Origin of the sequence: Nocardioides sp. Root190 (genome assembly GCF_001428565.1) — a bacterium.
In the GTDB taxonomy this organism is placed as follows: domain Bacteria; phylum Actinomycetota; class Actinomycetes; order Propionibacteriales; family Nocardioidaceae; genus Nocardioides.
This window is the reverse complement of sequence record NZ_LMIA01000008.1, coordinates 211,127-235,167: the sequence shown is the minus strand read 5'-3', so window position 1 is coordinate 235,167 and position 24,041 is coordinate 211,127. Positions and strand designations below refer to the sequence as shown.

Genomic DNA, 24,041 nt, shown 5'->3' with positions numbered 1-24,041 from the left:
TTCCTTAGGTATTGGGGATGGAACCGGTGGAGCCGGAGCGGGCAACCGCGCAGTGCGGAGCCCGCCCCGACGAGATCACCAGCGGTAGTGGGCGAAGGCCTTGTTCGACTCGGCCATCTTGTGGGTGTCCTCGCGCTTCTTCACCGCGGCACCGAGGCCGTTGGCAGCGTCGAGGAGCTCGTTCTGGAGGCGCTCGGCCATCGTCTTCTCGCGACGGTCCGAGGCGTAGCCGACGAGCCAGCGCAGCGCGAGCGTGGTGCCACGCGTGCCCTTGACCTCGATCGGGACCTGGTAGGTCGCGCCACCGACGCGGCGGGACTTGACCTCGATGGCGGGCCGGATGTTGTCCAGCGCGCGCTTGAGGGTGATCACCGGGTCGGTGCCGGTCTTCTCACGGGTGCCTTCGAGCGCGGAGTAGACGATGCGCTGCGCAACCTGCTTCTTGCCATCCTGCAGCACCTTCGACACGAGCTGGCTGACCAGCTGGGATCCGTAGACCGGGTCCATGTCGATGGGGCGCTTCGGAGCGGGGCCCTTGCGCGGCATGTCAGCTCTTCTCCTTCTTGGCACCGTAGCGGCTGCGAGCCTGCTTACGGTTCTTCACGGCCTGGGTGTCCAGAGCGCCGCGGATGACCTTGTAACGAACACCGGGGAGGTCCTTCACACGACCGCCACGGACGAGCACGATGGAGTGCTCCTGCAGGTTGTGACCCTCACCCGGGATGTAGGCGGTGACCTCGACGCCACTGGACAGGCGCACGCGAGCGACCTTGCGCAGGGCGGAGTTCGGCTTCTTCGGGGTGGTGGTGTAGACGCGGGTGCAGACACCGCGACGCTGGGGCGAACCCTTCAGGGCAGGCGTCTTGCTCTTGGACACCTTGTCCTGGCGGCCCTTGCGGACCAACTGATTGATGGTGGGCACCTGGTGGTTCCCTTTCCTGTTACTCACACGGCTCGGCAACCTGCCGGGCTCGGGATGTTGCTCACTGCTGTAGTGCCGGACGTGCCACCCCTCGTGGGGCACCGGATCAGGACTCAGGGTCCGGAGAATGGTTCCGGGCATGCTCGACGTGTCGGGTCTCCCCAGACACAAGAATCGAGATTACCGGCCGCTCCATGCAGGGTCAAAATGCGGAATCCCGCCTGAAATCGGCTCAGCCGACGTGGAGAACCCGTTCCGATCCCGCACGCGGCCCCGAGGACTCCCCGCGACGCTCCTCGACCAGTGCCCGCACCAGCACCGCGAGGGCCACGCCGACCAGCACGAGCGCCCCGCCGACCACGAGTGTCCACCGGGCACCCCACTGCTCGCCGATCCACCCGATCAGGGGCGCGCCGAGCGGCGTACCGCCCATCACGATGGTCATGTAGATCGCCATCACGCGCCCGCGCATGGCCGGGTCCGACTCGATCTGCAGCATCGCGTTGCAGGAGTTCATCACGGTGATCACCGAGAAGCCGAGGAGCGGGCACAGCAGCACGAACACGGGGTACGACGGCGCCAGGCCCGCCACGATCTCGAGGACCCCGAAGCAGATCGCCGCCCCGAAGGCGAGGCGCAACCGGACCCGGGTGCGTCCGGCAGCGACGAGCGCACCGGCCAGCGAACCGATCGCGAGCACGGAGCCGAGCACGCCGTACTCGGTCGCGCCCTTGCCGAACTCCTCGGTCGCCATCAGGGCGGAGGTGATCTGGAAGTTCATCCCGAAGGTGCCGACGAAGAAGACCATCACGAGGATCATCAGCATCTTCGGTTGGCCACGCACGTAGGCCAGGCCCGCCCGCAGCATCCCGGGGGTGCGCGCCGTCAGCCGCGGCGAATGGAGCGTGTCGGGATCCATCCGGCGCAGCTGTCCGATGACCGCGAGGTAGGACACGGCGTTGACGAGGATCACCCAGCCGGTCGCCCGCATCCCTCCGCCGCCGAGGCCGATCAGCAGTCCGGCGAGGCCGGGGCCGACCAGGCGAGCGGTGTTGAAGGCGGCCGAGTTGAGGCTGACGGCGTTCACGACGTCGTCGGCGCCGACCAGCTCGGAGACGAATGCCTGGCGCGCGGGGGCGTCGAACGCCGCACCGAGGCCGAACACGAAGGCGAGCAGGTAGACGTGCCAGGTCTGGGCCACCCCGAGCGCGGCGATGACACCGAGCACCAGCGCGGAGAGGGCCATGACGGTCTGGGTGACCTGCAGCAGGCGCCGCTTGTCGAAGCGGTCGGCCACCACGCCGGCGTACGGCGAGAGCAGGAGGACGGGCAGGAACTGCAGGCCGGTGGTGATGCCGAGCGCCGCTCCCCCGTTGCCGGGGATGGTCAGGACCAGCCAGTCCTGGGCGACGCGCTGCATCCAGGTGCCGGTGTTGGACACGATGCTGCCGGCGAAGTACAGGCGGTAGTTCGGGTGGGCCAGGGATCGGAATCGGGGACTCGTGGGGGCTCCTTCGGTCGTGGGTCAGTCGGCAGCGGCCAGGCGCTGCAGGATCGGTGCGGCTCGGCGCAGGACGTCGCGCTCGTCGGGCGAGAGCTCCTCGAGTCGCCGCGAGAGCCACTTGTCGCGGCGGGCTGCGTCGGCCTGGACCACCGTCCGGCCGGCGTCGGTGAGGCGGACGACCACCTGCCGACCGTCGTCGGGATGGGACTCGCGCACGACGAGGCCGGACTCCGCCAGGCCGTTGACGGTGCGGGTCATGCTGGGCGGCTGGACCTGCTCGCGCGAGGCCAGCGTCCCGATCGAGGCCTCCCCCAACCGGTGCAGGCCCCAGAGGACGGCCATCGCGGGCAGGCTCAGGTCGTTGGCGGGGTGGCGCTCGCGCACCAGCCGGCGACGCAGGCGCATCACCGAGAAGCGCAGCTCGGTCGCGAGCCCCGCGTTCGTCCGTACGTGCAGGTCCTGGCTCATGTCCTTAGCCTAAGTCATTACCCGAGGTAAGTATTCCCGCGAGCGGTAGGATCGGTGCGTGGAACTCCGCGACGATCAGCCGACCCAGCACGAGTTCGGCCGTCGGACCTATCTCATCGCTCCCGTCGAGCCACTCGACGTCGACGGCGTGCGGACCGTGCAGGTCGGCACGGCGCTGTTCGCGCTCGCCTTCCTCGCGCTGCTGCCGTTCTACGGCCGGCTCGAGGAGGAGGACCGGACCTGGCTGCTGTGGATGTGCCTGACGGGCGTCGGCCTCGGGCTGCTCGGCATGGAGCACTGCAAGCGGCGGCGCCAGATCCGCGCCGAGCGCACCCACGAGGAATGAGCCCGCTCCGATGAGTCCGGTGGACCCCGCCGTCCCGGCGAGCGACCTGCCGCCCACCCGCTGGGCGCTGAGCGGACCGAAGACCGTCGGCTACGGCGCCCGGTTCGCCGAGATGATCGAGCGCGGCGACGACGTCGTCGGGGAGGCCCGACTGGCCGACACCCTCGTCGGTCGCGACGCCCGGATCCTCGACGCCGGTGCCGGGATGGGCCGGGTCGGTGCCCACCTGCAGGCCTCCGGCCACCAGGTCGTCGCCGCCGAGCCCGACCTCGCGCTCGTCGAGCAGGCGCGCGCGACGTACCCGGAGCTCACCGTGGTCCCGCTCGAGATCCTCGCCCTGACCTCGGAGGCGCTCACCGCCGCCGGTGGGCCCGGCGAGTTCGACCTGGTCGTGTGCGTCGGCAACGTGCTGACCTTCCTCGCCGAGGGCACCGAGGTCGCCGTGCTCGCACGGCTCGGTTCGCTGCTCGCGCCCGGTGGCCGGATCCTGGCCGGCTTCCACCTCTCCGGCGGACCCGCGACCGCCCGCTCCTACCCGCCCGAGGAGTTCGTCACCGACGCCACTGCGGCAGGGCTGGGCATCGTGCACCGGTTCGGCGGCTACGACCTGCGCCCGGTCGACGACGAGTACGCCGTGTGGATCCTGGCCGCGAGCTGACCCGCCCCACCAGCGCCGGTCGAGCTAGAAGACTTCGAGGTCGTCGAGCGAGATCGTGTCGATGACCGGCGGCGCGGGCGGCTGGGCCTGCTGACGCTTGGTCAGCCGCACCTCCGAGTGCGCGCCGCAGCCGTGCTGGTGGGCGACGACCCTGGCGTCGTCGTTCGCGTCGCCGTTGGCGCACACACCGAACATCTCGGAGAGCGGCCCCGCGAGGCGAACGAGGAAGCCGCACGAGTGGCAGGAGTGGGGCGCCGACTTGGCGATCGCGGCCTCGGGGCCGGCGTCGCCGTCGTACCAGCGCTCGGCGGCGCGGTCGCGACCCTCGGGCGAGAGCGTGCGGACCCGGCCCAGGCCGAGGTCCTTGGCGACCTCGCGGACCTGGGTCTTCTCGTCGGTGTCGAGCGGGTCGTCACCGAAGGAGTACGTCGGGACGAGGCGGGCGTCGTCGTCGTCGACCGGCAGCAGGTCGCCGGGCGACATGTCGCCGGGCTGCAGGCGCTCGCGGTAGGGAACCCAGGCGGGAGCGATGATCGCCTCGTCGCCGGGCAGCAGCACGACCTCGACGACGGTGACCTTGCGCTGACGCGAGGCCCGGGTCAGGGTGACCGCCCACTGCCAGCCGCGGTAACCCTTGCGGGCGCAGTCGAAGTGGTGCGTCACGACACGCAGGCCGTCGATCTCGTGGCCGAGGTAGTCGCCCACGTCGTTGGCGCCGACCTCGTCGAGCAGAGCGGTGCGGGCATCGTCGACGGCGTCGGCCGTGACGGCGTCAGTCAGCTTGCGCTCGAGGGTGGACACGGGCACAGCATTCACCATTCCGGCGACGATCGTCACCTCGGGGCCGAATCGCGGGCGTCCTGAGGGGCCTCCGGACGTGTGTCGTCGGCCCCGACGGGCAAGATAGGGACGTGAGCACCGACGGAGCAGGCCCCCGCGCACCCGGTGACCACCCGCGGCCCGACGCCGCCGGCCACCCGCCGCCTCCGCCGCCGCCTCCGGGCGCACCCGCGAACGAGGTGCACGGCGAGGCCGGCTCGGTGCGTGCAGCCCGCGCGGCCGCTCGTGGCGTGAAGGGCGTCGCCCGGGTCACGGGCCGGGCGAGCCGCTCGACGGTGCGGACGGCGCGCAAGGCCGCGGGCGCCCAGGGCGCCGAGCGGTCGGGGCTCAAGCGACTGATCGAGCTGCACGCGTTCAACGCCGCCGGTGACTCCGCCTTCGCCATCGCTCTCGCCGGCACGGTGTTCTTCGCCGGCGCGACCAGCGGCCAGCGTGGCCCGGTGCTGCTGTTCCTCGGCCTGACGATGGTGCCCTTCGCCATCGTGGCACCGCTGATCGGTCCCTTCCTCGACCGCTTCAGCCACGGTCGCCGCTGGGCGATCGGCGCGACCTTCGCCTTCCGGGCCTTCCTGTGCTGGGTCCTGGCCGGCACGCTCGCGAGCGGCTCGCCCTGGTTCTACGTCGCGGCGCTGGGTGTCCTGGTCTCCGGCAAGGCCTACGGCGTCGCGAAGGCCTCGGCCGTGCCTCGCCTGCTCCCCCACGAGATCACCCTGGTGAAGGCCAACGGTCGCGTCGCCCTCGCCGGCGTGGTCGGGGCGTGTGCCTCGGCACCGCTCGCCGGGGCGGCGTACTGGATCGGACCCGAGTGGGCCTGCCGCTACGCCTTCCTCGTCTTCATCGTCGGCACCGTCGCCGCGATCCTCCTGCCCAGCCAGGTCGACTCCTCGACCGGCGAGGAGTCGATCGACGCCCCGCGCGTCACGGCGACCGGCGCCCGTCGCGGCACCGGACTCCCGCCGCGCGTCGCCTTCGCACTCCGCGCCAACTGCGGTCCGCGCCTGCTGTCGGGCTTCCTCACCATGTTCATGACGTTCGTGCTGGCGACCGAGCCGCTCGACGGCTGGGAGACGAAGACCAAGTCGACCCTGCTCGTCGGCCTCGTGATCGGTGCGGCCGGTCTCGGCAACACGATCGGGATCGTCGTGGCGTCGGTCGCGCGCAAGATCAACCCGGCCGTGATGGTCGTGGTGGCGCTGCTGGCCGACATCGTGGCGCTGGTGTTCGCGACCCTGTTCTACGGCCTGTTCCTGCTGGTCGTGCTGGGCCTGACCGTCGGCCTGATGCAGTACCTCGCCAAGGTCTCCCTCGACTCCACGATCCAGACCGGCGTGCCGGTGCGGTCGCACGCGAGTGCGTTCGCCAAGGGGGACACCACCCTGCAGCTCGCCTGGGTGATCGGCGGCTTCCTCGGGGTGATCCTGTCCTACCCCGCCGTCAACGACTTCGGGCTCGCCTTCGCCGCCGTCCTGCTGGGCAGCTGGGCGGTCTTCGTGCTGCGCTCAGCGCCGACCCGGCGGCGGCGCGACGACGCGCCCGAACCCGTCGCCACCGTCACGCAGTAGCAGCTGCGGCGCGCTGGCGCCGTTGTTCAGAGCTCGAGCTCGTCGGCCAGCGCGCGCAGGACCTTGGCGACCGGCTGGGCCGCACGACGGTCGGGGTGACGTCCGTGGCGGTAGGCCTCGCCGACGCCGTCGAGCAGACGGATCAGGTCCTCGACGATCGGGACCATCTCCTCCGGCGTCTTGCGCTTGGCCTGCTGCTGGTTGCGGGAGACGGAGGCGGGCGCGTCGATGAGCTTGACCTGCAGCGCCTGGTCGCCGCGGCGACCCTGGGCGATGCCGAACTCGACCTTGGTGCCGGCCTTGAGCGTGGCGACGCCCTCGGGCAGCGCGTCGGAGCGGACGTAGACGTCCGGACCGTCGGTCTGGGAGAGGAAGCCGAAGCCCTTCTCCGTGTCGTACCACTTCACCTTGCCAGTCGGCACGGACTCGACCTTCCTCGTCTGCTCGTCAGCACTCGCGCACCGTTGTGGCGCGCGACGGCACATCGTAGGACATCGGTTCGACCGTACCGAAAGCACTTTCGCCCGGCCCCCGGATGCGTCCTAGTCTCAGGCCATGGGTTCCGAGCCGACACTGCCGCCGCCCCTCCTCCCCGTGGCCACCGAACGCCTCCTGCTGCGCACGGTCGTGCCGGGTGACCGGGACGCGATCGGCAGGTACTGCAGTGATCCCGAGGTCACGCGCTACCTCCCGTTCGCGGCACTGGACCAGGACGGCCTGACCCACCGGATGGAGCGTCTGGTCGGCGGGACCGCACCCCAGGCGGTGGGCGAGCACCTGACCCTAGCGGTCGAGCACGAGGGCGTGCTGGTCGGCGACCTGATGCTGCGGTTCACCGCCCAGCACGGCCCCGACGACCTCCCCTCGATCGCCGAGCTGGGCTGGGTCTTCGCCCCCGAGCACGCCGGCCGGGGATTCGCGACCGAGGCGGCCCGGGCGCTGGTGGACCTGGCCTTCACGCACTACCCGCTGCACAGGCTCGTGGCCCAGCTGGACCCGCGCAACCTGGCGTCGGCACGGTTGTGCGAGCGGCTCGGCATGAGGCACGAGGCCCACACCCGCCAGGACTACCCCGACCGCGACGGCAGCTGGAGCGACACGTCGGTCTACGGGCTGCTGCGCAGCGAGTGGTCGCAAGCCTGAGGGACGGCCTCAGCCGCGCTCGACGCGCATGGTGCGGTCACCGAAGCGCACCTCGTCGCCGGCCAGCAGGGTGCTGGGCCGACCGGGCACCAGCGCCTTCGACAGGCCGCCCCGGATGACGTAGGACCCGTTGGTCGAGCCCCGGTCCATCACGACCAGCGCACCGTCGGGAGCGACCTGGAACTGCGCGTGGGTCTTGGACAACGACATGTCCGAGCTGCGCAGGGGGACGACGTGGCGCACGGGCTCCTCGGGACGGGGCTCGGGACGACGGCCCACGACGGCCAGGCCCTCGACGGCGAACGCCTCGCCGGTGTCGAAGGCGACCCGCCAGCGCACCACCGGCGCCGGCGGCGGGGTCGGTGGGGTCGGCGCAACGGGGGGCAGGGCCACCGGATCGGCCCCGCGGACCCGGGTCTGCTCGTCCAGGGGACGCGGCGAAGCCGCCGATGCGACCGGGACGGGCGCCGGGGGCTGGGCCGGGGGCTGGGCCGGGGGCTGGGCCGGTGCCGGGATCGGCGCGGGCGCCCGGACCGGCGGCGGGCTCGACGGCGGATTCGACGGCGGGACGGGGGCCGGCGCGGGAGCGGGAGCGGGTGCCGGCCGGTTCGGGACCGGTGTCGGGATGGGCACGGGCGGTTGGGCCGGATCCACGACGGGCACCGGCATCAACCGCAGCGCGGTCAGGTTCACGATCTGCTGCGGGCGGGCGTCGTCGTCGTCGTCGGTGGCACTGACCGGTACCGGTCGCACGTCGATCACGACGGCCTCGCCGAACTTGTCGTGCAGGCCCAGACGCTGCCGGCTGGGGTCGGCGGCCGCCGTCCAGGCCAGCGTCGCCAGCCCCATTCCGATGGTGGGCAGTCCGGCCACCCCGAGCACGATCGTGCGCCCGATCGCCGGAAGGACCCCGATCGGTCGACCGTCCGGGCGTCGTACGACGCGCAGGCCCACCGCCGCCTTGCCGGGCGTCAGGCCGGTCGTGCCGATGAGGACCGCGTTCACCAGGCCGAGCAGGACGGCGCACCCGACCCCGCTGAGGATGGCGGTGGCGACGCTCGTGTCGACAAAGCGCCACACGGCGTAGCCGACGGCGGCCGAGACCCCCCACCCGATCAGGCGGTCGATCACGAACGCCGAGAAACGGCGGTCGAGCTCGGCCGGCGGGAACATCACCGGCTCCGCCGTCGGCGGTGGTGCGAGGGTCATGGGCAGGCGCTCCGAGTAGCGGTGGCCCGTCAGGGCCGGGTGACCTGGATGGTGACGCCGTCACCGAGGTTGACGATCGCGCCGGGGATCAGCTGCACGGCGATCCCGGGCTTGAGGTCCTCCGGACCGAGGCCCGGCTGGACCAGGACGGTGCCGTTGGTCGAGCCCATGTCCGTGACGACCGCAGAACCGTGGTCGGCTCCGGTGCCGGGACGCACCTCGACGTGCGTCGAGGAGATCTCGTGCAGACGGCTGGGCACGGTCACGAGGGTCGGCTGCTCGGTCGAGGTGAAGCGGCGCGCCTCGGGGGCGCGACCGATCAGCACCGCGCGGTCGACGACGATCGTCTGGCCGTCGGAGATCAGGAGCTTGGCGACGGGCTGAGTGATCGCCGGCGCCGGCGGCTGTCCCGGGATCCCGGGCATCGGCGCGGCGGCGGCAGCGCTGGCGCCGGACACGGTCTGACCGTCGTGGTCGGCGTCGAACGGCGCCGCCTCCTGGGCTCCCGGCGGCGGCGGAACCGCGCCGCCGATGGGCTCCCAGGAGCCGATCGGGAGCGGCGGCGCATCGCTGGACGGGGACGCCCCGGGCGGCGGGGGCGGCACCCAGCCTGCGGGAGCGATCTCGGTCTCTCCCCCCATCGGGGGCAGCGGCGCCGACGGGACGGCAGGGGTGTCGGGGTCGACGAGGGCATCCATCTGGTCCTCGTCGGCCTCCACCGCGGGCTCGACCGGGGGCTCGACCGGGGGCGAGTCCCACGGGGTGACCCAGCCGTCCGGGGCGGGCTGGTCGGGCTGGGCGGGTTGCTCGGGCAGCGGGTCGCTCAACGGGTCGACCGCGGCGATCGGCTCGTTGGCGGTGTCGTCGAGGAGGTCGGCGTCGACCTGGTCCATCAGCTCGGTCGCGGGGCCCTCGTCGAACGGCGAGGGCTCCTCGACGGGCTCCTCGACCAGCTCCTCCGCGAGCTCCTCCGCGGGCTCCTCGACGGGCCCGTCGAGCGCGTCAGGCGTGTGATTGGCCAGCGCGATCGGCAGGGTCAACGGGTCGGCGGCCAGGTGGGCACCGCCGACGATCGGGACACCGGGCGGGGGCAGGGCCGGCACCTCGTCCAGGGCGGAGCTCTCGTCCGGGACGGGGCTCTCCTCGACCACCGGCAGGTCGGCGACCTCGGGCTCCTCGACCATGGCTGGGGGCGCGGGCACCTCGGCTGCGGCAGCCGGCGCCGCGACCGGGAGGACGGCGGGCCGGTCGATGCGACCGACGCGTACCAGTCCGGTGGCGACCGGAAGGTCCGCGGTGCTCGCCTCGACGCCGTCCTCGGCAGGCACGGTGACGGTCAGTGCGGTGACCCGCTCGACGGTCCGCTCGACCCACGTGTGACTGGCCGCGCCGTCCAGGACGACGTCCGCGCCGTCGGCGGTGAGCGTCGCGTGGACATCCTCGCCGCGCAGCAGCACGCGCGTGGCGGCCTCGCCGGAACTGACCAGCACGAAGCCGGGAAGCCGGCTGAGACCGGAGGCGAGCAGCCCGTCGAGCACCTCGTCGAACCCGGCACCACCGTCGACCAGGCCCCAGATCCCGATGACCTGGTCCTTCTGCGAGGCGGGCAGGAGAACCGTCGCGTTCGTTCCGAACACGGCGAACCACGCGCCGGTGCGATAGGACCAGGCGGCTTCTGCGCCCGTGGCGTTCTCGCTCATGGGAGTGCCCCCAACTTCTGCTCCAGACTCATCCGCGAAGCGGCTGAGTCGTGCGGCTCTGAATGGACCAATCCCACCACATCCACCACGACGGCGGTCGCGTTGTCGTGCCCGCCCGCCTCGACGGCAGCAGCCACGACCTGGTCCGCGGCGTCGCGCGGGTCCTCCCAGAGGTCCAGGATCGAGCGGATCTGCTCGTGGTCGAGCATGCCACTCACGCCGTCGGAGCAGAGCAGGAGTCGCTCGGCCGCGGCGAGGGGCAGGAGGAAGTAGTCGGCTTCGCCGCTCACCCCGCCCGGCAACGCCGATCCTCCGAGGGCGCGGGTGATCACGTTGCGGCTCGGGTGGACCGCGGCCGCCGCGGCGGTGATCTGTCCGGAGTCGACGAGCTCCTGCACGACGCTGTGGTCGACGGAGACCTGCTCGAGCTCGCCGTCGGAGAACCGGTAGGCGCGCGAGTCCCCCACGTTGGCCAGCAGCCAGACCGGGCCCGACTCGGAGCCGACCAGCAGCGCGACGACGGCGGTGGTCCCGGCGGAGAAGCTGTCATCGGCTCCCCCGGCGCGCTGCTCGGCGTCAAAGGCCAGGATCCGGTCCTGGACGGCCTGCAGGGTGGCGGCCACTGCCTCGGCACCGCGCTGGGCGTCGTACCCGTCGACAGCGAGGCGGGCGAACTCCTCCACCACGATCCGGCTGGCGACGTCGCCGCGGTCGTGACCGCCCATGCCGTCGGCGACGACGAAGACCGGCGGGTCGGCGAGATAGGCGTCCTCGTTCGCCTCGCGGACCCTCCCGACGTCGGTCGCTGCGCCATGGTGCAGCTCGACCTGCTGGACGTCGTTCATGCGGTCATGGCCTGCGCCGGTAGTTTGGGCGTCGTGGGAGCAGGACCGTCCGGGCACCGGTCGTTGGCCGACCAGTTGCGGTCGTGGCCCGACGAGCGGATCGAACGTCTGCTCTCGCAACGTCTGGACCTGGCCACCCCTGCCCCTCACGACTTCGGTCAACTGGCGTCCCGCGCCGCGGTGAGGAACTCGATCGCTCGTGCGCTCGACGGCCTCACCCGAGGCGAACTTTCGGTACTCGATGCCCTCGTCGTCGCCGGCCAAACCACCGAATCGGAACTCGTGACGATGGTCCACGCCCCGGCGGACCACGTGGTCGCGACCCTACGCCGCCTGCTCGACCTCGCGCTCGCCTGGGAGTCGCCCGAGGGACTGCGCCCGCTGAGCATCGTCGGCGACTGCCTCATCGGCGGGGTCGAGGCAGGCGTCAGCGGGCTGCGTCCCCGCTCCCCGCACCCCCGGCCGGCCACCGAGCTGCTCGCCGTGATCGAGACGCTGACGCCTGCCGCCCGCGCCCTGCTCGACCACGTCATCGACGGTGGCGGGTCGGCGAAGTCCGGCTCGGCCCGGGTCGGCCTGCGGGTCGAGGACGCCGAGACGCCCGCCGAGCTCCTGATCGCCCACCGCCTGCTGGTGCCGGCCGGATCCCTCCAGCCGGGTCTGCTGGTGGTCCCCGGCGAGGTCGGCCTGGCGCTGCGCTCCGGGAGGACCACCGTGCACCCGGTGGACGAACCGCCCGCCCTCGCCACCGCACCCCGACCGGCCCGGTTGACGAGCAGCGCGTCCGTGGGTGCGGCGACCGACGTCGTACGACGCACCGGGCTGCTGCTCGAGTGGTGGGGCACCCGGCCGGCCAGCGCCCTGCGAACGACCGGTCTGGGCGTGCGTGAGCTCAAGGCCACCGCGGCCCACCTCGGCATCAGCGAGCAGGAGGCTGCGCTCGTCATCGAGGTCGCCTCCGAGGCCGGGCTGGCCGCGACCCGGGCCGACGCGGACGGCAACCCGGTGTGGGTGCCCACCGACGAGTTCGACCGGTGGCGCGACCGCCCGGTCGCCGAGCAGTGGACGGTCCTGGCCCGGGCCTGGCTCGCGAGCCCGCGGCTGCCGTCCCTCGTCGGCGAGCGGGGCCCGGACCAGAAGCCGTGGAACGTGCTGACGCCCGAGCTGTCCGCCTCCGGCATGCCCGAGGCCAAGACCATGGTCCTGGAGCTCCTCGCCGGCCTCCCCGACGGCGAAGGACTGGCGGCCGGCACCGGGCTGCCCTCGCTGGTCGCCCGGATCGCGTGGGAGCGGCCGCGCCGCCCCCGGACCCGTCCGGACCTGGTGGCCTGGGCGGTCGCCGAGGCCGCCGTCCTGGGTCTGGTCGGCGCCGACGTCCTCGCTCCCTACGCGCGTGCGCTCGTCGCCGGGGAGGACCCGACCCCCGTGCTGGCCGCGCTCCTGCCGCCACCCGTCGACCACGTGCTGCTCCAGGCCGACCTGACCGCAGTGGCGCCCGGACCGCTGGAGCCCGACCTGGCCCGGCGCCTGGAGCAGGTGGCCGACGTGGAGTCGCATGGCGCCGCGACCGTCTACCGCTTCACGGCCGGCTCGGTCCGGCGCGCGCTCGACGCCGGCTGGACGGTCGCCGAGATCCACGCGTTCGTCCTGGCCGCGTCCAGGACGCCCGTGCCCCAACCGCTGACCTACCTCGTGGAGGACGTCGCCCGCAGCTTCGGACGGCTCCGGGTCGGCGCCGCGGCGGCCTTCATCCGCTCCGACGACGAGGCCGCACTGGTCGGGCTGCTCAACCACCAGCGCGCCTCGACGCTGGGCCTGCAGCGGATCGCGCCGACGGTGCTGATCTCCTCGGTCCCGATCGAGGTCCTCCTGCCGCGGCTGCGTGAGATCGGCGCCGCGCCCGTCGTCGAGGGTCCCGACGGTGTGGTGCGAGTCGGCGCCGTCGACGGACTCCGGGCACGCACCCCGCGGACCCGCGAAGCAGCCGATGCGGCCCGAGCGGCGGCCCGGCACGCGGCCCACGTGACCTCGGCGGTGCGCAGTGTCCGGGAGGGCGACGAGGAGGCCCGGTCGCGCCCGGCGTCGGCGTCCGCGCCGGGTGGCGGCGTGCTCTCCGCCCTGCGCGAGGCCGTCGAGCGACGGGGCGCGGTCATCATCGGTTTCACCGACAACCAGGGTGTCGTCGCGGAGCGTACGGTCCGTCCGCTGGTCGTCGAGGGCGGGCAGCTCCTCGCCCGCGACGAGGACGCTGCGGACGACGACCCCGACGCCGAGCGGCGCTACGCCGTGCACCGGATCAGTCGCGTCGTACCCGTGGGATGAGGGCGGCTGCGGCACCACCACCTAGAATCGTGCGGTGAGTGACGGACCCCTGATCGTGCAGTCGGACAAGTCGCTGCTGCTGGAGGTCGATCACGAGCTGGCAGCGGAGTGCCGCAAGGCCATCGCTCCCTTCGCGGAGCTGGAGCGCTCCCCCGAACACATCCACACCTACCGGTTGACGCCGCTGGGCCTGTGGAACGCACGGGCTGCCGGCCACGACGCCGAGCAGGTCGTGGACACGTTGCTGACCTACTCGCGCTACCCGGTTCCGCACGCGTTGCTCGTCGACGTCGCGGAGACGATGTCGCGCTTCGGCCGGCTCCGTCTGGAGAAGCACCCGACCCACGGCCTGGTGCTGACCTCGACCGACCGCCCGGTGCTGGAGGAGGTGCTGCGCGCGAAGAAGGTCGCCGGCATGCTCGGCGCGCGCCTCGACCCCGACACGGTCGTCGTCCACGCCTCCGAGCGCGGCAACCTGAAGCAGGCGCTGCTCAAGATCGGCTGGCCTGCCGAGGACTACGCCGGGTACGTCGACGGGGAGGCCCACGCGATCGCGTTGGCCCAGGACGGCTGGACGTTGCGCAGCTACCAGGCGGAGGCGGCGGAGTCCTTCTGGCACGGCGGGTCCGGCGTCGTCGTACTCCCCTGTGGCGCCGGCAAGACCATCGTCGGCGCCGCCGCCATGGCCGAGGCCCAGGCGACCACCCTGATCCTGGTGACCAACACCGTCAGCGCCCGGCAGTGGAAGGACGAGCTGATCCGTCGTACCTCCCTCACTGCGGAGGAGATCGGCGAGTACTCCGGGACCGTGAAGGAGATCCGACCGGTCACCATCGCGACGTACCAGGTCGTCACGACGAAGCGGAAGGGCGTCTACCCGCACCTCGAGCTGTTCGACGCCCGCGACTGGGGCCTGATCGTGTACGACGAGGTCCACCTGCTGCCCGCACCGATCTTCCGGATGACCGCCGACCTCCAGGCCCGTCGCCGGCTCGGCCTCACCGCCACGCTCGTGCGCGAGGACGGCCGCGAGGGCGACGTCTTCTCCCTCATCGGACCGAAGAGGTACGACGCCCCCTGGAAGGACATCGAGGCCCAGGGCTGGATCGCGCCGGCGGACTGCATCGAGGTGCGGGTGTCGCTGCCCCACGTCTCACGCATGGTCTACGCGACCGCCGAGCCGGAGGAGAGGTACCGGCTCGCCGCCTGCACCCCCGAGAAGCTGGGCGTCGTCCGCGAGCTCGTCGCCAAGCACGCGGGCCAGCCGACGCTCGTCATCGGGCAGTACCTCGAACAGCTCGACGAGCTGGCCACCGCACTCGACGCCCCCGTCATCACCGGGCAGACCCCGGTCAAGGAACGCCAACGTCTCTTCGAGGGGTTCCGGTCCGGCGAGATCGGGCTGCTGGTCGTCTCGAAGGTCGCGAACTTCTCCATCGACCTGCCCTCGGCCGAGGTCGCGATCCAGGTGTCCGGCTCGTTCGGGTCCCGCCAGGAGGAGGCCCAGCGACTCGGGCGCCTGCTGCGCCCCGGGGAGCCCGGCCCTGACGGGGAGCGCAAGGTCGCGCACTTCTACACGATCGTCTCGCGCGACACCGTCGACGCGGAGTTCGCCCAGAACCGACAGCGCTTCCTGGCCGAGCAGGGCTATGCGTACCGGATCATCGATGCGGAGGATCTGGGGTCGACGCCGTCGGCGGATCAGGTGTGAGTGGGCGGGTGGGTGGCAGTTTCACCGCCTAAGCGGTGAAACTGCCTCTGAGCACATGAAACTCCGTGTGCTCAGAGGCAGTTTTCTGTGCCAGGTTCGGCAGTTTCACCACCTAAGCGGTGAAACTGCCCCACCCCGCCCCGATCAGGCCGCGACGACCTGTTCCTGCGCCACCACCAACGCACGCTCGAGGATCTCGGTCACCACACCGACGGGCGTCACGGTCAGCGACTCCAGGATCTCGGCCGGGACGTCGTCGAGGTCGGGACGGTTGCGCTCGGGGATGAACACCTCGGCGACACCGGCCCGCTGGGCGGCGAGCAGCTTCTGCTTGACCCCGCCGATCGGCAGCACCCGACCCGACAGCGTGACCTCCCCGGTCATCGCGATGTCGGAGCGCACCGGGCGACCGGTCAGCAGCGAGACGAGGGCGGTCACCATGGTGACACCGGCCGACGGCCCGTCCTTGGGTACGGCGCCGGCGGGGAAGTGCACGTGCAGCGACTGCTCGAAGGCGCTGGCCGGGATGCCGAGCTCGTCCGCGTGCGAGCGCACCCACGACAGCGCGATCCGCGCTGATTCCTTCATCACGTCGCCGAGCTGTCCGGTCACGGTCAGACCGGTCTCACCCTCGGCGGACGACGTCTCGACGTACAGGACGTCCCCACCCATCCCCGTCACGGCGAGGCCGGTGGCGACACCGGGGACGGACGTGCGCTCCTCGAGGTCCGGCGTGAAGCGCGGGCGGCCGATCAGGTCGATCAGGCCGTCCACCCCGATGTCGACCCGGTCGACCTCGCCGGAGGCCAGGCGTGCCGTGGCCTTGCGGAAGGCCTTCGCCAGCAGCCGCTCGACCTGACGTACGCCGGCCTCGCGGGTGTAGTTGGCGGCGATCTCGCGCAGGGCCTCGTCGCTGATGCTCACCTCGTCGGGGGTGAGGGCGGCTCGCTCCAGCTGGCGCGGGACGAGGAAGTTGCGGGCGATCGCGACCTTGTCCTCCTCGGTGTAGCCGTCGATCGAGACGAGCTCCATCCGGTCCAGCAGGGCCGCGGGGATGGCCCCGATGTCGTTGGCCGTGGCGATGAACAGGACGTCGGACAGGTCGAGGTCGAGATCGAGGTAGTGGTCGCGGAAGGTGTGGTTCTGCGCAGGGTCCAGGACCTCGAGCAGCGCCGCGGCCGGGTCGCCGCGGTAGTCGGCACCGACCTTGTCGACCTCATCGAGCAGCACGACCGGGTTCATCGAACCGGCCTCCTTGATGGCCCGCACGATGCGGCCGGGCAGCGCGCCGACGTACGTCCGGCGGTGACCGCGGATCTCGGCCTCGTCGCGCACGCCACCGAGCGCGACGCGGACGAACGAGCGTCCCAGCGCCGTGGCGACGGACTCGCCGAGCGAGGTCTTGCCGACACCGGGAGGTCCGGCGAGCAGGACGACCGCGCCGGAACCACGCCCGCCGACGACGTCGAGTCCGCGCTCGGCGCGACGTGCGCGGACGGCGAGGTACTCCGTGATCCGGTCCTTCACCTCGTCGAGGCCGTGGTGATCGGCGTCGAGCACGGCACGGGCGGCCACGATGTCGGTGTCGTCCTCGGTGCGCACCGACCAGGGCAGGTCGAGCACCGTGTCGAGCCAGGTGCGGATCCACCCGGCCTCGGGGTTCTGGTCGCTGGAGCGTTCCAGCTTGTCGAGCTCGCGCAGCAGCGCCTCGCGGACGTGGTCGGGCACGTCGGCGGCCTCGATCCGGGACCGGTGGTCGTCGCCGTCCTCCTGCCCCTCACCGAGCTCCTTGCGGATCGCGCTGAGCTGCTGGCGGAGGAGGAACTCCCGCTGGGACTTCTCCAGCGACTCCCGGACATCGGTCTCGATCTTCTCGCTGACCTCGGACTCGGCGACGAAGTCGCGGGTCCACTCCACGAGCAGACGCAGGCGGTCGCCCACCTCGGGCGTCTCCAACAGCTCGCGCTTGCGGTCGTCGGAGAGGTAGGGCGCGTAGCCGGCGGTGTCGGACAGCGCCGCCGGGTCCTCGATGCGGGTCACCGTGTCGGCGACCTGCCAGGCCTCGCGCCGGTGCAGGAGACCGACCACGAGCTGGCGGTACTCCTCGGCCAGGGCCCGCACGTCGTCGTCGACCACGCCTGCCTCGACCTCCTCGACCTCGACCCACAGGGCTGCGCCGGGGCCGGAGACACCACTGCCGATGCGGGCACGCACGTCGGCCTTCAGGACCGCTGCCGGCTCGCCGCCGGCGAACCGGCCGACCTTCTCGACCGTGGCCACGACGCCGTACGACGCGTAGCGGTCCTCGAGGCGCGGGGCGAGCAGGACGCGGGCGACACCGCCGGGCTCACTGGATTCGTCGGACTCGCGGGCCGCCGCCTGGGCGGCGTCGATGGCGGCACGGGCGGGCTCGTCGAGCTCGACCCGGACCACCATCCCGGGAAGCACCACCACGTCGGAGAGGAAGAGCACCGGAAGCTGGATCGGGTTCGTCATGCCCTCCTCAAGGCACGGCGGCAGCGCCCTGTTCCGGCGTTCGCCGCTGGCGAACTCGGGAACGAAATGGCGCTTGCGGTGGGCCCGGGTGGGCGCGCACCAGATCCGGCCCGCAGGCTCAGGCCTCCTCGGCCTCGGCGAACTGCTCGTGGTTGCGGATGACCTCGCCGATGATCACGGTGAGGATCTTCTCCGCGAAGTGCGGGTCCAGTCCGGAGCTCTCCGCCATCGAGCGCAGCCGCGCGATCTGGACGGACTCGCGAGCCGGGTCGGCCGGGGGCATCCCGGACCGGGCCTTGAGCCGACCGACCTGCTCGGTGCACTTGAACCGCTCGGCCAACAGGTGCACGAGGGCGGCGTCGAGGTTGTCGATGCTCGACCGCAGTCGGTGGAGCTCGGCCCGGGCGTCGTCAGCACTCACGCGGCCCATCCTGCCCTACGATCCGGGCCACCCGCCGACCCCCACCGAAGGACGAGAAGGCCCCTACGGCCCGGGAAACACGGTGCGCAACGTATTTCTGTGGCCGTAGCGTCCTCCGTCGGCACGCCATCGCGGCAGGCCACGACACGAGAAGGGCCACGACACAGGAACCATCGATGGAGAAGATCACCCCGAAGCTGCTCAACTGGGCTTCCATCCTCGAGCAGGGCACGCGCGACCAGGCGGTGACGACGGCGAGCATGCCGTTCATCCACCCGCACCTCGCGCTGATGCCCGACGCCCACCTGGGCCTGGGCGCGACGGTGGGTTCGGTCATCCCGACCCGCGGCGCGATCATCCCGGCAGCGGTCGGCGTCGACATCGGCTGCGGCATGATCGCCGTGCGCACCCAGTTCACCGCCGACCAGCTGCCCGCCGACCGGCGCGTGCTGCGGGAGGCCATCGAGCGGGCCGTCCCGCTCTCGGCCGGCGCGGCGAACAAGAAGATCTCCCGCGAGCACACCGAGCGCCGTCTCGAGCAGCTCACCCGGGCCGCGGGCGAAGCGGGCTTCGCGCCGAGCCGGTACGCCGGGCGGTGGGAGCTGCAGCTGGGGACGCTCGGGTCGGGCAACCACTTCATCGAGGTGACCGTCGACGAGGTCGACCGGGTCTGGCTGTTCCTCCACTCCGGTTCACGGGGCGTGGGCAACCGCATCGCCCAGCACCACATCAGGATCGCCCGCGACCTGTGCGAGAAGTGGTGGATCCAGCTCCCTGACAAGGATCTCGCCTACCTCGCCGAGGGCACCGACGAGTTCTGGGCCTACATCCGCGAGATGCGGTGGGCGCAGACCTACGCGCTGCTCAACCGCGAGGAGATGATGGACCGGGTCGTGCGGCAGTTCGCCGAGTGGGTGGGGCTCGGCTCGGCCGACGAGGTCGAGCGCGCCGAGGAGATCAACTGCCACCACAACTACACCGAGCAGGAGAAGCACTTCGGCACGACCGTCTGGCTCTCCCGCAAGGGTGCGATCAATGCGGAGCTGGGACGCCCGGGCCTCATCCCGGGGTCGATGGGGACGGCGTCGTACGTCGTCAGCGGGCTCGGCAACCCGGTCGCGCTCAACTCCGCGCCGCACGGTGCGGGGCGGGAGTACTCGCGGTCGCGGGCACGGCGCACGTTCACCCGTGACCAGCTGCGGGAGGCGATGACCGGGATCGAGTACCGCGACACCGACGCGTTCATCGACGAGATCCCGGCGGCGTACAAGGACATCGACCAGGTGATGGCCGACGCCGCCGACCTGGTCGAGATCCGGCACACGCTGCGTCAGATCGTGAACGTCAAGGGCGACTGAGCCCGGGTGTGACACGGCTGGGGCGGTCGGTTTGAATGGTCCGATGGAGGACGATCATCCCGACCTGCCCTGGCCGCTCACGGGCGCCGAGGGTCTGCGTGCCGAGCTGCTGGCGGCGTACGACGAACCATCGCGCGGCTATCACAACGTGCGGCACCTGAGCGAGGTCCTCACCCGGCTGGAGGAGCTCGCTGCACAGGGCACGGCCTTCGACCGCACGGAGGTCCTGCTCGCCGCGTGGTTCCACGACGCCGTGTACGACGGGGAGCGCGATGCCGAGGAGCGCTCCGCGTCCTGGGCTGAGGAGGCCCTGGCCGACATCACCTCGGCGGCCACGGTCGCCGAGGTCGCCCGCCTGGTGAGGTTGACCGAGCACCACCGGCCCGAGGCCGGGGACGCCAACGGGTGCGCGCTGTCCGACGCCGACCTCGCGATCCTCGCCACCCCTCCGGACCGCTACGCGGAGTACGTCGCGGCAGTGCGGCGGGAGTACGCCCACCTGCCCGACGAGGTCTTCGAGGCAGGCCGTGCCGAGGTGCTGCGGGCGCTCGCCGCCAAGACCCACCTCTTCCACACGACGTACGCCGCCGCGACGTGGGAGACGTCCGCGCGTGCGAACATCGCGGCCGAGCTGGAGAAGTTCCGCCCGCCTGCCTGAGGCCCGTCCGGGTGGCCGAGTTGGGCAACCCGCGCACAATGGTGACGTGGACGACAGCGTGATCTATCAGGCGCGAGCGAACGTCCTGGCCGATCTCGCGGCCCGGGCGCTCGACACCCCGGCATCGGTGACCCTCCTCGAGGAGGCCTGCTCCGAGCGACGATGGTGGCTCGAGCAGTGGGTCGACGGCGAGCCCTACATCGCGGGCCTGATCGCCCAGGACGTGCAGGACGCGTTGGCCGACCAGTTCGGCCGCCACGAGCGCGACGGTCTCTGGCCCGTGTGCACCCGTTGCGACGGAGGTCCGGTCCACGCGCTGCACGTCGATCCCGACCTCGGGGGGCCCGACCCCCAGTGGGTGTGCGAGGAGAGCGGTCAGCTCGTCGCGCCGCTGGGCAGGCTCGCCACCACCTGAGCCTCCGGCACGCCCAGCCGCTCAGCCGCTCAGCTGCTCAGCTGCAGGCTGAACGTGTGCTCGTTGCCCCGGTAGACCGATCGCGACACCTCGACGACGGTCTCGCCCCAGAGCGCGCGGCGGCAGTGACGGAGCACGACGTCGCCGGGCACCATGTCGAGCAGCGCCGCCTCCTCCGCCGAGGACGTGGCTGCGGAGATCCCGTCCTCGGCCCAGCCGGGACGGCGGCCTCGGGCGGCCAGCTCGTCGTACAGGCTGGCGGGCGGGTGGTCGACGAGACCGTGCACGAGGATCTCGGGCAGGAAGGTGTCGGACAGGCACACCGCGCGGCCGTCGACCAGGCGCAGGCGACGCCAGTGCACGACGGGCTCTCCGGGCTGGATCCGCAGCGCGGTGGAGATCGTCTCCCGGGCGGGGACGCACTCGATGAGGATCGTGCGGGTCTCGGTGGCCAGGCCGCGACGGCTCATCTCCTCGGTGAAGCTTGAGACGCCCGTCGGCACCCGACGGGGTCCGGCGACGAAGGTGCCGCGGCCGGGTACGCGTTCGAGCACGCCTTCGACGACGAGCGCGTCGAGCGCCTGACGCACGGTCATCCGCGCGACGCCGAAGCGATCCACCAGGTCGCGCTCCGACGGCGCCGCGGCGCCGGGCGGGCTGTCACGAACGAGGTCGCGGACGTATTCACGAATCGCGACGTGCTTCAACGACCGACCGGTCGGTCCCCCCTGGACGAGTGCCACGTGACGAGGCTAGGGACGGCGACGGGCCCCCGTCAGCCGAATCGGGAATCCTTTGCCGGCCCCGACGGCACGCTTGCGATGTGCGAACATCTGTTCGAACGAGGGCGTAGGCTGGATCTGTGAGCGTGGACTTCCAGAGCACCCTGTTCAGCGCGCCGGTCCCCGACCAGGAAGTGCGGATCGAGCGCCGCGAGCTCAGCGGCGGCGCGTGGGTCGACGTCGCGCGCGACTGGCTCCCCGAGGCCGACGAGGTGTTCGCGGCACTGGTGCGCGAGGTGCCGTGGCGGGCCGAGCGGCGCGCGATGTACGACCGCGTGGTCGACGTCCCGCGCCTGGTCCACACCTACATGATCGGCGAGGACCTGCCCCACCCACGGCTCACCGAGGCGCGCGAGCACCTCAGCGCCCGGTACGCCGATGAGCTCGGCGAGCCGTTCCGCACCGCCGGCTGCTGCTACTACCGCGACGGTCGCGACAGCGTCGCCTGGCACGGCGACACCATCGGCCGCGGCTCGACGCACGACACGATGGTCGCGATCGTGTCGGTCGGCGACCCCCGCAGGCTGCACCTGCGGCCGCGCGACCCCGAGGCCCGCGACGAGGCGTTCGCCGTCGAGATGGGTCACGGCGACCTCGTCGTGATGGGCGGCTCCTGCCAGCGCACCTGGGAGCACGCCGTCCCGAAGGTCGCCTCCGCCGGACCCCGGATCTCGATCCAGTTCCGGCCCTTCGGCGTCTTCTGAGCGTCCCTGCGGGGGCCGAGCGAGTCTGCGGCGCTGCTACTCGCCGCGCTCCGCGTCCGAGCGCAGGATGCAGAACTCGTTGCCCTCGGGGTCGGCGAGGGTGACCCACCCGGTGCCGTCGTTGCGGATCTCGCGATGGTCGGCGACCTGGGTGGCGCCGTGCTCCAGCAGCCAGGCGACCTCCTCGTCGCGGGTCCGCTCACGCGGGCGGAGGTCGAAGTGGAGGCGGTTCTTGACGGCCTTGGCGTCGGGCACCTCGATGAACAGCACCTGGTGGCCGGACGCCGGGTCGCGGACCATGCACTCCTCGTGCCCGGGCAGGTTGGGATCGCCGTCGATGTCGACGTAGCCCAGGACCGGCTTCCACCACTCCGAGAGCTCGTAGGCGTTCGCGCAGTCGACGGTGGTGTGGGAGAGGTACGACGTCATGGCGCCACTCTCGCCGAGGCGGCCGGGACGGACAACCCGGTTCCGGGTGCCGTCGGGTCGATCGGTCGCGCCGGTCAGTCGGTGCCGTGGGCCGCGATGAACGCGAGGATGCGCTCGGACAGCTCCGGGCGGCACACGATCAAGTCGGGCAGGTAGACGTCGGCCTGGTTGTAGACCAGCTCGCTGCCGTCGACCCGGGACGTGAACAGTCCCGCGGCGCGGGCAACCGCGACCGGAGCCGCGGAGTCCCACTCGTACTGACCGCCCGCGTGGACATACGCGTCCGCCACGTCCCGCACGACGGACATCATCTTCACGCCGGCCGAACCCATCGGGACGAGCTCGGCGTCCAGCTCGGCGGCCAGTGCCTGCACGAAGGCGGGCGGGCGGGTGCGCGAGACCGCGATCCGCGGACGCTGCGACGTACGCGCCGGGACGACCGGCGGCTGTCCGGTGGTGAAGGTCTCGCCGAGGACGGGCTGGGCGACGGCGCCGGCGATGAGGTCGCCGTCCTGCCACAGCGCGACGTGCACGGCCCAGTCGTCACGGGGCGGCTCGGAGAACTCGCGGGTGCCGTCGAGCGGGTCGATGATCCAGACCTTCGACGCGGTGAGCCGGGCGTCCTTGTCGGCGGCGCTCTCCAGGGCCTCCTCGGACAGGACGGCGTCGTCGGGCCGGTGGGCCGCGAGCAGGTCCATGAGGAGCAGGTGCGCAGCACGGTCGCCCGCGTCCTTGAGCTCCTTGCCCTCCAGGCCCTCGGCACGGACCTCCAGCAGCCGTTGTCCGGCGGCCTCGGCCAACCATGCGGCGAACTGGTGGTCGTCGGCGACGACCTCGGGGGTGGGGGTACCGGGCTCGAAGGTCACGGGCGACACCCTAGTGGGGCGCCCGCGCGCGGCGGTGCGGCGCCCAGCGGCAGCACCGCGGGGCGTGTCCTAGGAGTTGAACCTCTGCTGAGTCTTCTCGAGGCCGTCGGCGATGAGCGACTCCACGGCGTCGGCAGCGGAGTCCACCTGGAAGGGGATCTCCTTGCGCTCGACACCTGAGTAGTTCGACAGCACGAAGTCCGCGACCTCCTGGCGACCGGGCGGGCGTCCGATGCCCGCCCGGACCCGGAAGAACTCGCCGGTGCCCAGGGAGGAGCGCATCGACTTGAGGCCGTTGTGGCCGTTGTCGCCACCGCCGCGCTTGATCCGCAGGGTGCCGAAGTCGATGTCGAGCTCGTCGTGGATCGCGATCACCCGCTCGGCGGGGACCTTGTAGAAGGTGGCGAGCGCCTTGACGGGTCCACCGGACTCGTTCATGAACGAACGGGCCTTGGCCAGCACCACGCGCGGCGCACCACTGCCGGGCGCGCCGAGACGGCCCTCGACGACGTCGGCGCGGCCGGTCTTGTGGGCGCGGAACCCGCTGCCCATGCGCGTCGCGAGCTCGTCGACGACCAGGTAACCGATGTTGTGCCGGTGGCCGGCGTACGTCGGTCCGGGGTTGCCCAGGCCGACGACCAGCCAGACCTCGGCGCCGGTCTCGTCACTCACGGCGGTCTCC

The 24,041-nt window shown here is 72.0% G+C and carries 25 protein-coding genes; 10 read left to right on the top strand and 15 right to left on the bottom strand.

What is annotated here, in order from left to right; genetic code table 11:
* Positions 1-75: 75 nt before the first annotated feature.
* From rpsG to ASE01_RS07550, 4 genes are all read right to left on the bottom strand, one after another.
* On the bottom strand, positions 76-546 hold the full coding sequence (gene rpsG, locus ASE01_RS07565; protein WP_056749572.1) for a 30S ribosomal protein S7: 471 nt from the start codon (positions 544-546) through the stop codon (positions 76-78).
* A gap of 1 nt (position 547) precedes the next feature.
* Positions 548-922, bottom strand: coding sequence for a 30S ribosomal protein S12 (rpsL, locus tag ASE01_RS07560; RefSeq protein ID WP_056708632.1), 375 nt, complete (start codon positions 920-922; stop codon positions 548-550).
* A gap of 232 nt (positions 923-1,154) precedes the next feature.
* Entirely contained in the window at positions 1,155-2,363 is a 1,209-nt protein-coding gene (locus ASE01_RS07555; RefSeq protein ID WP_235535906.1) for an MFS transporter, read from the bottom strand.
* An 84-nt stretch (positions 2,364-2,447) separates the two neighbouring features.
* Complete coding sequence (locus ASE01_RS07550; RefSeq protein WP_056749570.1) at positions 2,448-2,894, bottom strand: MarR family winged helix-turn-helix transcriptional regulator; 447 nt, start codon at positions 2,892-2,894, stop codon at positions 2,448-2,450.
* Between the two features lie 58 nt (positions 2,895-2,952).
* On the opposite strand from ASE01_RS07550, the gene ASE01_RS07545 reads away from it, so the two are divergent.
* Both ASE01_RS07545 and ASE01_RS07540 read left to right on the top strand, forming a co-directional pair.
* Positions 2,953-3,240: a DUF2530 domain-containing protein gene (locus ASE01_RS07545; protein ID WP_235535905.1), complete on the top strand. Its 288-nt coding sequence runs from the start codon at positions 2,953-2,955 to the stop codon at positions 3,238-3,240.
* Between the two features lie 10 nt (positions 3,241-3,250).
* Positions 3,251-3,898 carry a class I SAM-dependent methyltransferase gene (locus tag ASE01_RS07540; protein WP_056749569.1) on the top strand — a complete coding sequence of 216 codons (648 nt, stop codon included), beginning with the start codon at positions 3,251-3,253 and terminating at the stop codon, positions 3,896-3,898.
* A 24-nt stretch (positions 3,899-3,922) separates the two neighbouring features.
* On the opposite strand, the gene ASE01_RS07535 is transcribed toward ASE01_RS07540, so the two are convergent.
* Positions 3,923-4,717, bottom strand: coding sequence for a DUF3027 domain-containing protein (locus ASE01_RS07535; protein WP_056750090.1), 795 nt, complete (start codon positions 4,715-4,717; stop codon positions 3,923-3,925).
* 92 nt (positions 4,718-4,809) lie between these two features.
* Between ASE01_RS07535 and ASE01_RS07530 the strand changes: the two genes are divergently transcribed.
* Complete coding sequence (locus tag ASE01_RS07530; protein ID WP_235535903.1) at positions 4,810-6,300, top strand: MFS transporter; 1,491 nt, start codon at positions 4,810-4,812, stop codon at positions 6,298-6,300.
* Between the two features lie 26 nt (positions 6,301-6,326).
* On the opposite strand, the gene ASE01_RS07525 is transcribed toward ASE01_RS07530, so the two are convergent.
* Entirely contained in the window at positions 6,327-6,722 is a 396-nt protein-coding gene (locus ASE01_RS07525) for a cold-shock protein (protein ID WP_056749567.1), read from the bottom strand.
* Positions 6,723-6,855: 133 nt separating this feature from the next.
* Here ASE01_RS07525 and ASE01_RS07520 point away from each other — a divergent pair, with 133 nt between their 5' ends.
* Positions 6,856-7,443, top strand: coding sequence for a GNAT family N-acetyltransferase (locus ASE01_RS07520; protein WP_056749566.1), 588 nt, complete (start codon positions 6,856-6,858; stop codon positions 7,441-7,443).
* A gap of 9 nt (positions 7,444-7,452) precedes the next feature.
* Here ASE01_RS07520 and ASE01_RS25415 read toward each other — a convergent pair whose 3' ends face one another.
* The 3 genes from ASE01_RS25415 to ASE01_RS07505 are packed head-to-tail and all read right to left on the bottom strand — an operon-like array spanning position 7,453 to position 11,197.
* On the bottom strand, positions 7,453-8,652 hold the full coding sequence (locus tag ASE01_RS25415) for an RDD family protein (RefSeq protein ID WP_082605902.1): 1,200 nt from the start codon (positions 8,650-8,652) through the stop codon (positions 7,453-7,455).
* 29 nt (positions 8,653-8,681) lie between these two features.
* Positions 8,682-10,352 (bottom strand): hypothetical protein, encoded by a 1,671-nt coding sequence (locus ASE01_RS07510; protein WP_056749564.1) that lies wholly within the window; start codon positions 10,350-10,352, stop codon positions 8,682-8,684.
* A complete protein-coding gene (locus ASE01_RS07505; protein WP_056749563.1) occupies positions 10,349-11,197 on the bottom strand; it encodes a PP2C family protein-serine/threonine phosphatase in 849 nt (282 codons plus the stop codon). Before ASE01_RS07505 ends, ASE01_RS07510 begins: the two co-directional genes overlap by 4 nt.
* 33 nt (positions 11,198-11,230) lie before the next feature.
* Here ASE01_RS07505 and ASE01_RS07500 point away from each other — a divergent pair, with 33 nt between their 5' ends.
* Complete coding sequence (locus tag ASE01_RS07500; protein WP_235535902.1) at positions 11,231-13,519, top strand: helicase-associated domain-containing protein; 2,289 nt, start codon at positions 11,231-11,233, stop codon at positions 13,517-13,519.
* Between the two features lie 34 nt (positions 13,520-13,553).
* Positions 13,554-15,230 (top strand): DNA repair helicase XPB, encoded by a 1,677-nt coding sequence (locus ASE01_RS07495; protein ID WP_056749562.1) that lies wholly within the window; start codon positions 13,554-13,556, stop codon positions 15,228-15,230.
* A 144-nt stretch (positions 15,231-15,374) separates the two neighbouring features.
* On the opposite strand, the gene lon is transcribed toward ASE01_RS07495, so the two are convergent.
* The gene (gene lon, locus ASE01_RS07490) at positions 15,375-17,726 is read right to left on the bottom strand and encodes an endopeptidase La (protein WP_056749561.1); all 2,352 of its coding nucleotides are present in this window, start codon (positions 17,724-17,726) and stop codon (positions 15,375-15,377) included.
* A 118-nt stretch (positions 17,727-17,844) separates the two neighbouring features.
* Positions 17,845-18,147, bottom strand: a complete 303-nt coding sequence (locus ASE01_RS07485; RefSeq protein ID WP_235535901.1) for a chorismate mutase — start codon at positions 18,145-18,147, stop codon at positions 17,845-17,847.
* A 176-nt stretch (positions 18,148-18,323) separates the two neighbouring features.
* On the opposite strand from ASE01_RS07485, the gene ASE01_RS07480 reads away from it, so the two are divergent.
* From ASE01_RS07480 to ASE01_RS07470, 3 genes are read left to right on the top strand one after another with little or no spacing between them, the layout of a single operon-like run.
* Positions 18,324-19,505 (top strand): RtcB family protein, encoded by a 1,182-nt coding sequence (locus tag ASE01_RS07480; protein WP_056749559.1) that lies wholly within the window; start codon positions 18,324-18,326, stop codon positions 19,503-19,505.
* 43 nt (positions 19,506-19,548) lie between these two features.
* A complete protein-coding gene (locus ASE01_RS07475) occupies positions 19,549-20,163 on the top strand; it encodes a hypothetical protein (RefSeq protein ID WP_056749558.1) in 615 nt (204 codons plus the stop codon).
* Between the two features lie 46 nt (positions 20,164-20,209).
* Positions 20,210-20,578 carry a hypothetical protein gene (locus ASE01_RS07470; protein ID WP_200958776.1) on the top strand — a complete coding sequence of 123 codons (369 nt, stop codon included), beginning with the start codon at positions 20,210-20,212 and terminating at the stop codon, positions 20,576-20,578.
* Between the two features lie 29 nt (positions 20,579-20,607).
* On the opposite strand, the gene ASE01_RS07465 is transcribed toward ASE01_RS07470, so the two are convergent.
* Positions 20,608-21,321 (bottom strand): GntR family transcriptional regulator, encoded by a 714-nt coding sequence (locus ASE01_RS07465; RefSeq protein WP_082605901.1) that lies wholly within the window; start codon positions 21,319-21,321, stop codon positions 20,608-20,610.
* A gap of 119 nt (positions 21,322-21,440) precedes the next feature.
* Here ASE01_RS07465 and ASE01_RS07460 point away from each other — a divergent pair, with 119 nt between their 5' ends.
* Positions 21,441-22,064 carry an alpha-ketoglutarate-dependent dioxygenase AlkB gene (locus ASE01_RS07460; RefSeq protein ID WP_082605900.1) on the top strand — a complete coding sequence of 208 codons (624 nt, stop codon included), beginning with the start codon at positions 21,441-21,443 and terminating at the stop codon, positions 22,062-22,064.
* A 36-nt stretch (positions 22,065-22,100) separates the two neighbouring features.
* On the opposite strand, the gene ASE01_RS07455 is transcribed toward ASE01_RS07460, so the two are convergent.
* The 3 genes from ASE01_RS07455 to pth all read right to left on the bottom strand — a co-directional run bounded on the left by ASE01_RS07455 (position 22,101) and on the right by pth (position 24,031).
* Positions 22,101-22,493 carry a VOC family protein gene (locus ASE01_RS07455; RefSeq protein ID WP_056749556.1) on the bottom strand — a complete coding sequence of 131 codons (393 nt, stop codon included), beginning with the start codon at positions 22,491-22,493 and terminating at the stop codon, positions 22,101-22,103.
* A gap of 74 nt (positions 22,494-22,567) precedes the next feature.
* Positions 22,568-23,359, bottom strand: a complete 792-nt coding sequence (locus ASE01_RS07450) for a 3'(2'),5'-bisphosphate nucleotidase CysQ (protein ID WP_056749555.1) — start codon at positions 23,357-23,359, stop codon at positions 22,568-22,570.
* Between the two features lie 69 nt (positions 23,360-23,428).
* Positions 23,429-24,031 carry an aminoacyl-tRNA hydrolase gene (pth, locus tag ASE01_RS07445; RefSeq protein ID WP_056749554.1) on the bottom strand — a complete coding sequence of 201 codons (603 nt, stop codon included), beginning with the start codon at positions 24,029-24,031 and terminating at the stop codon, positions 23,429-23,431.
* Positions 24,032-24,041: the final 10 nt, after the last annotated feature.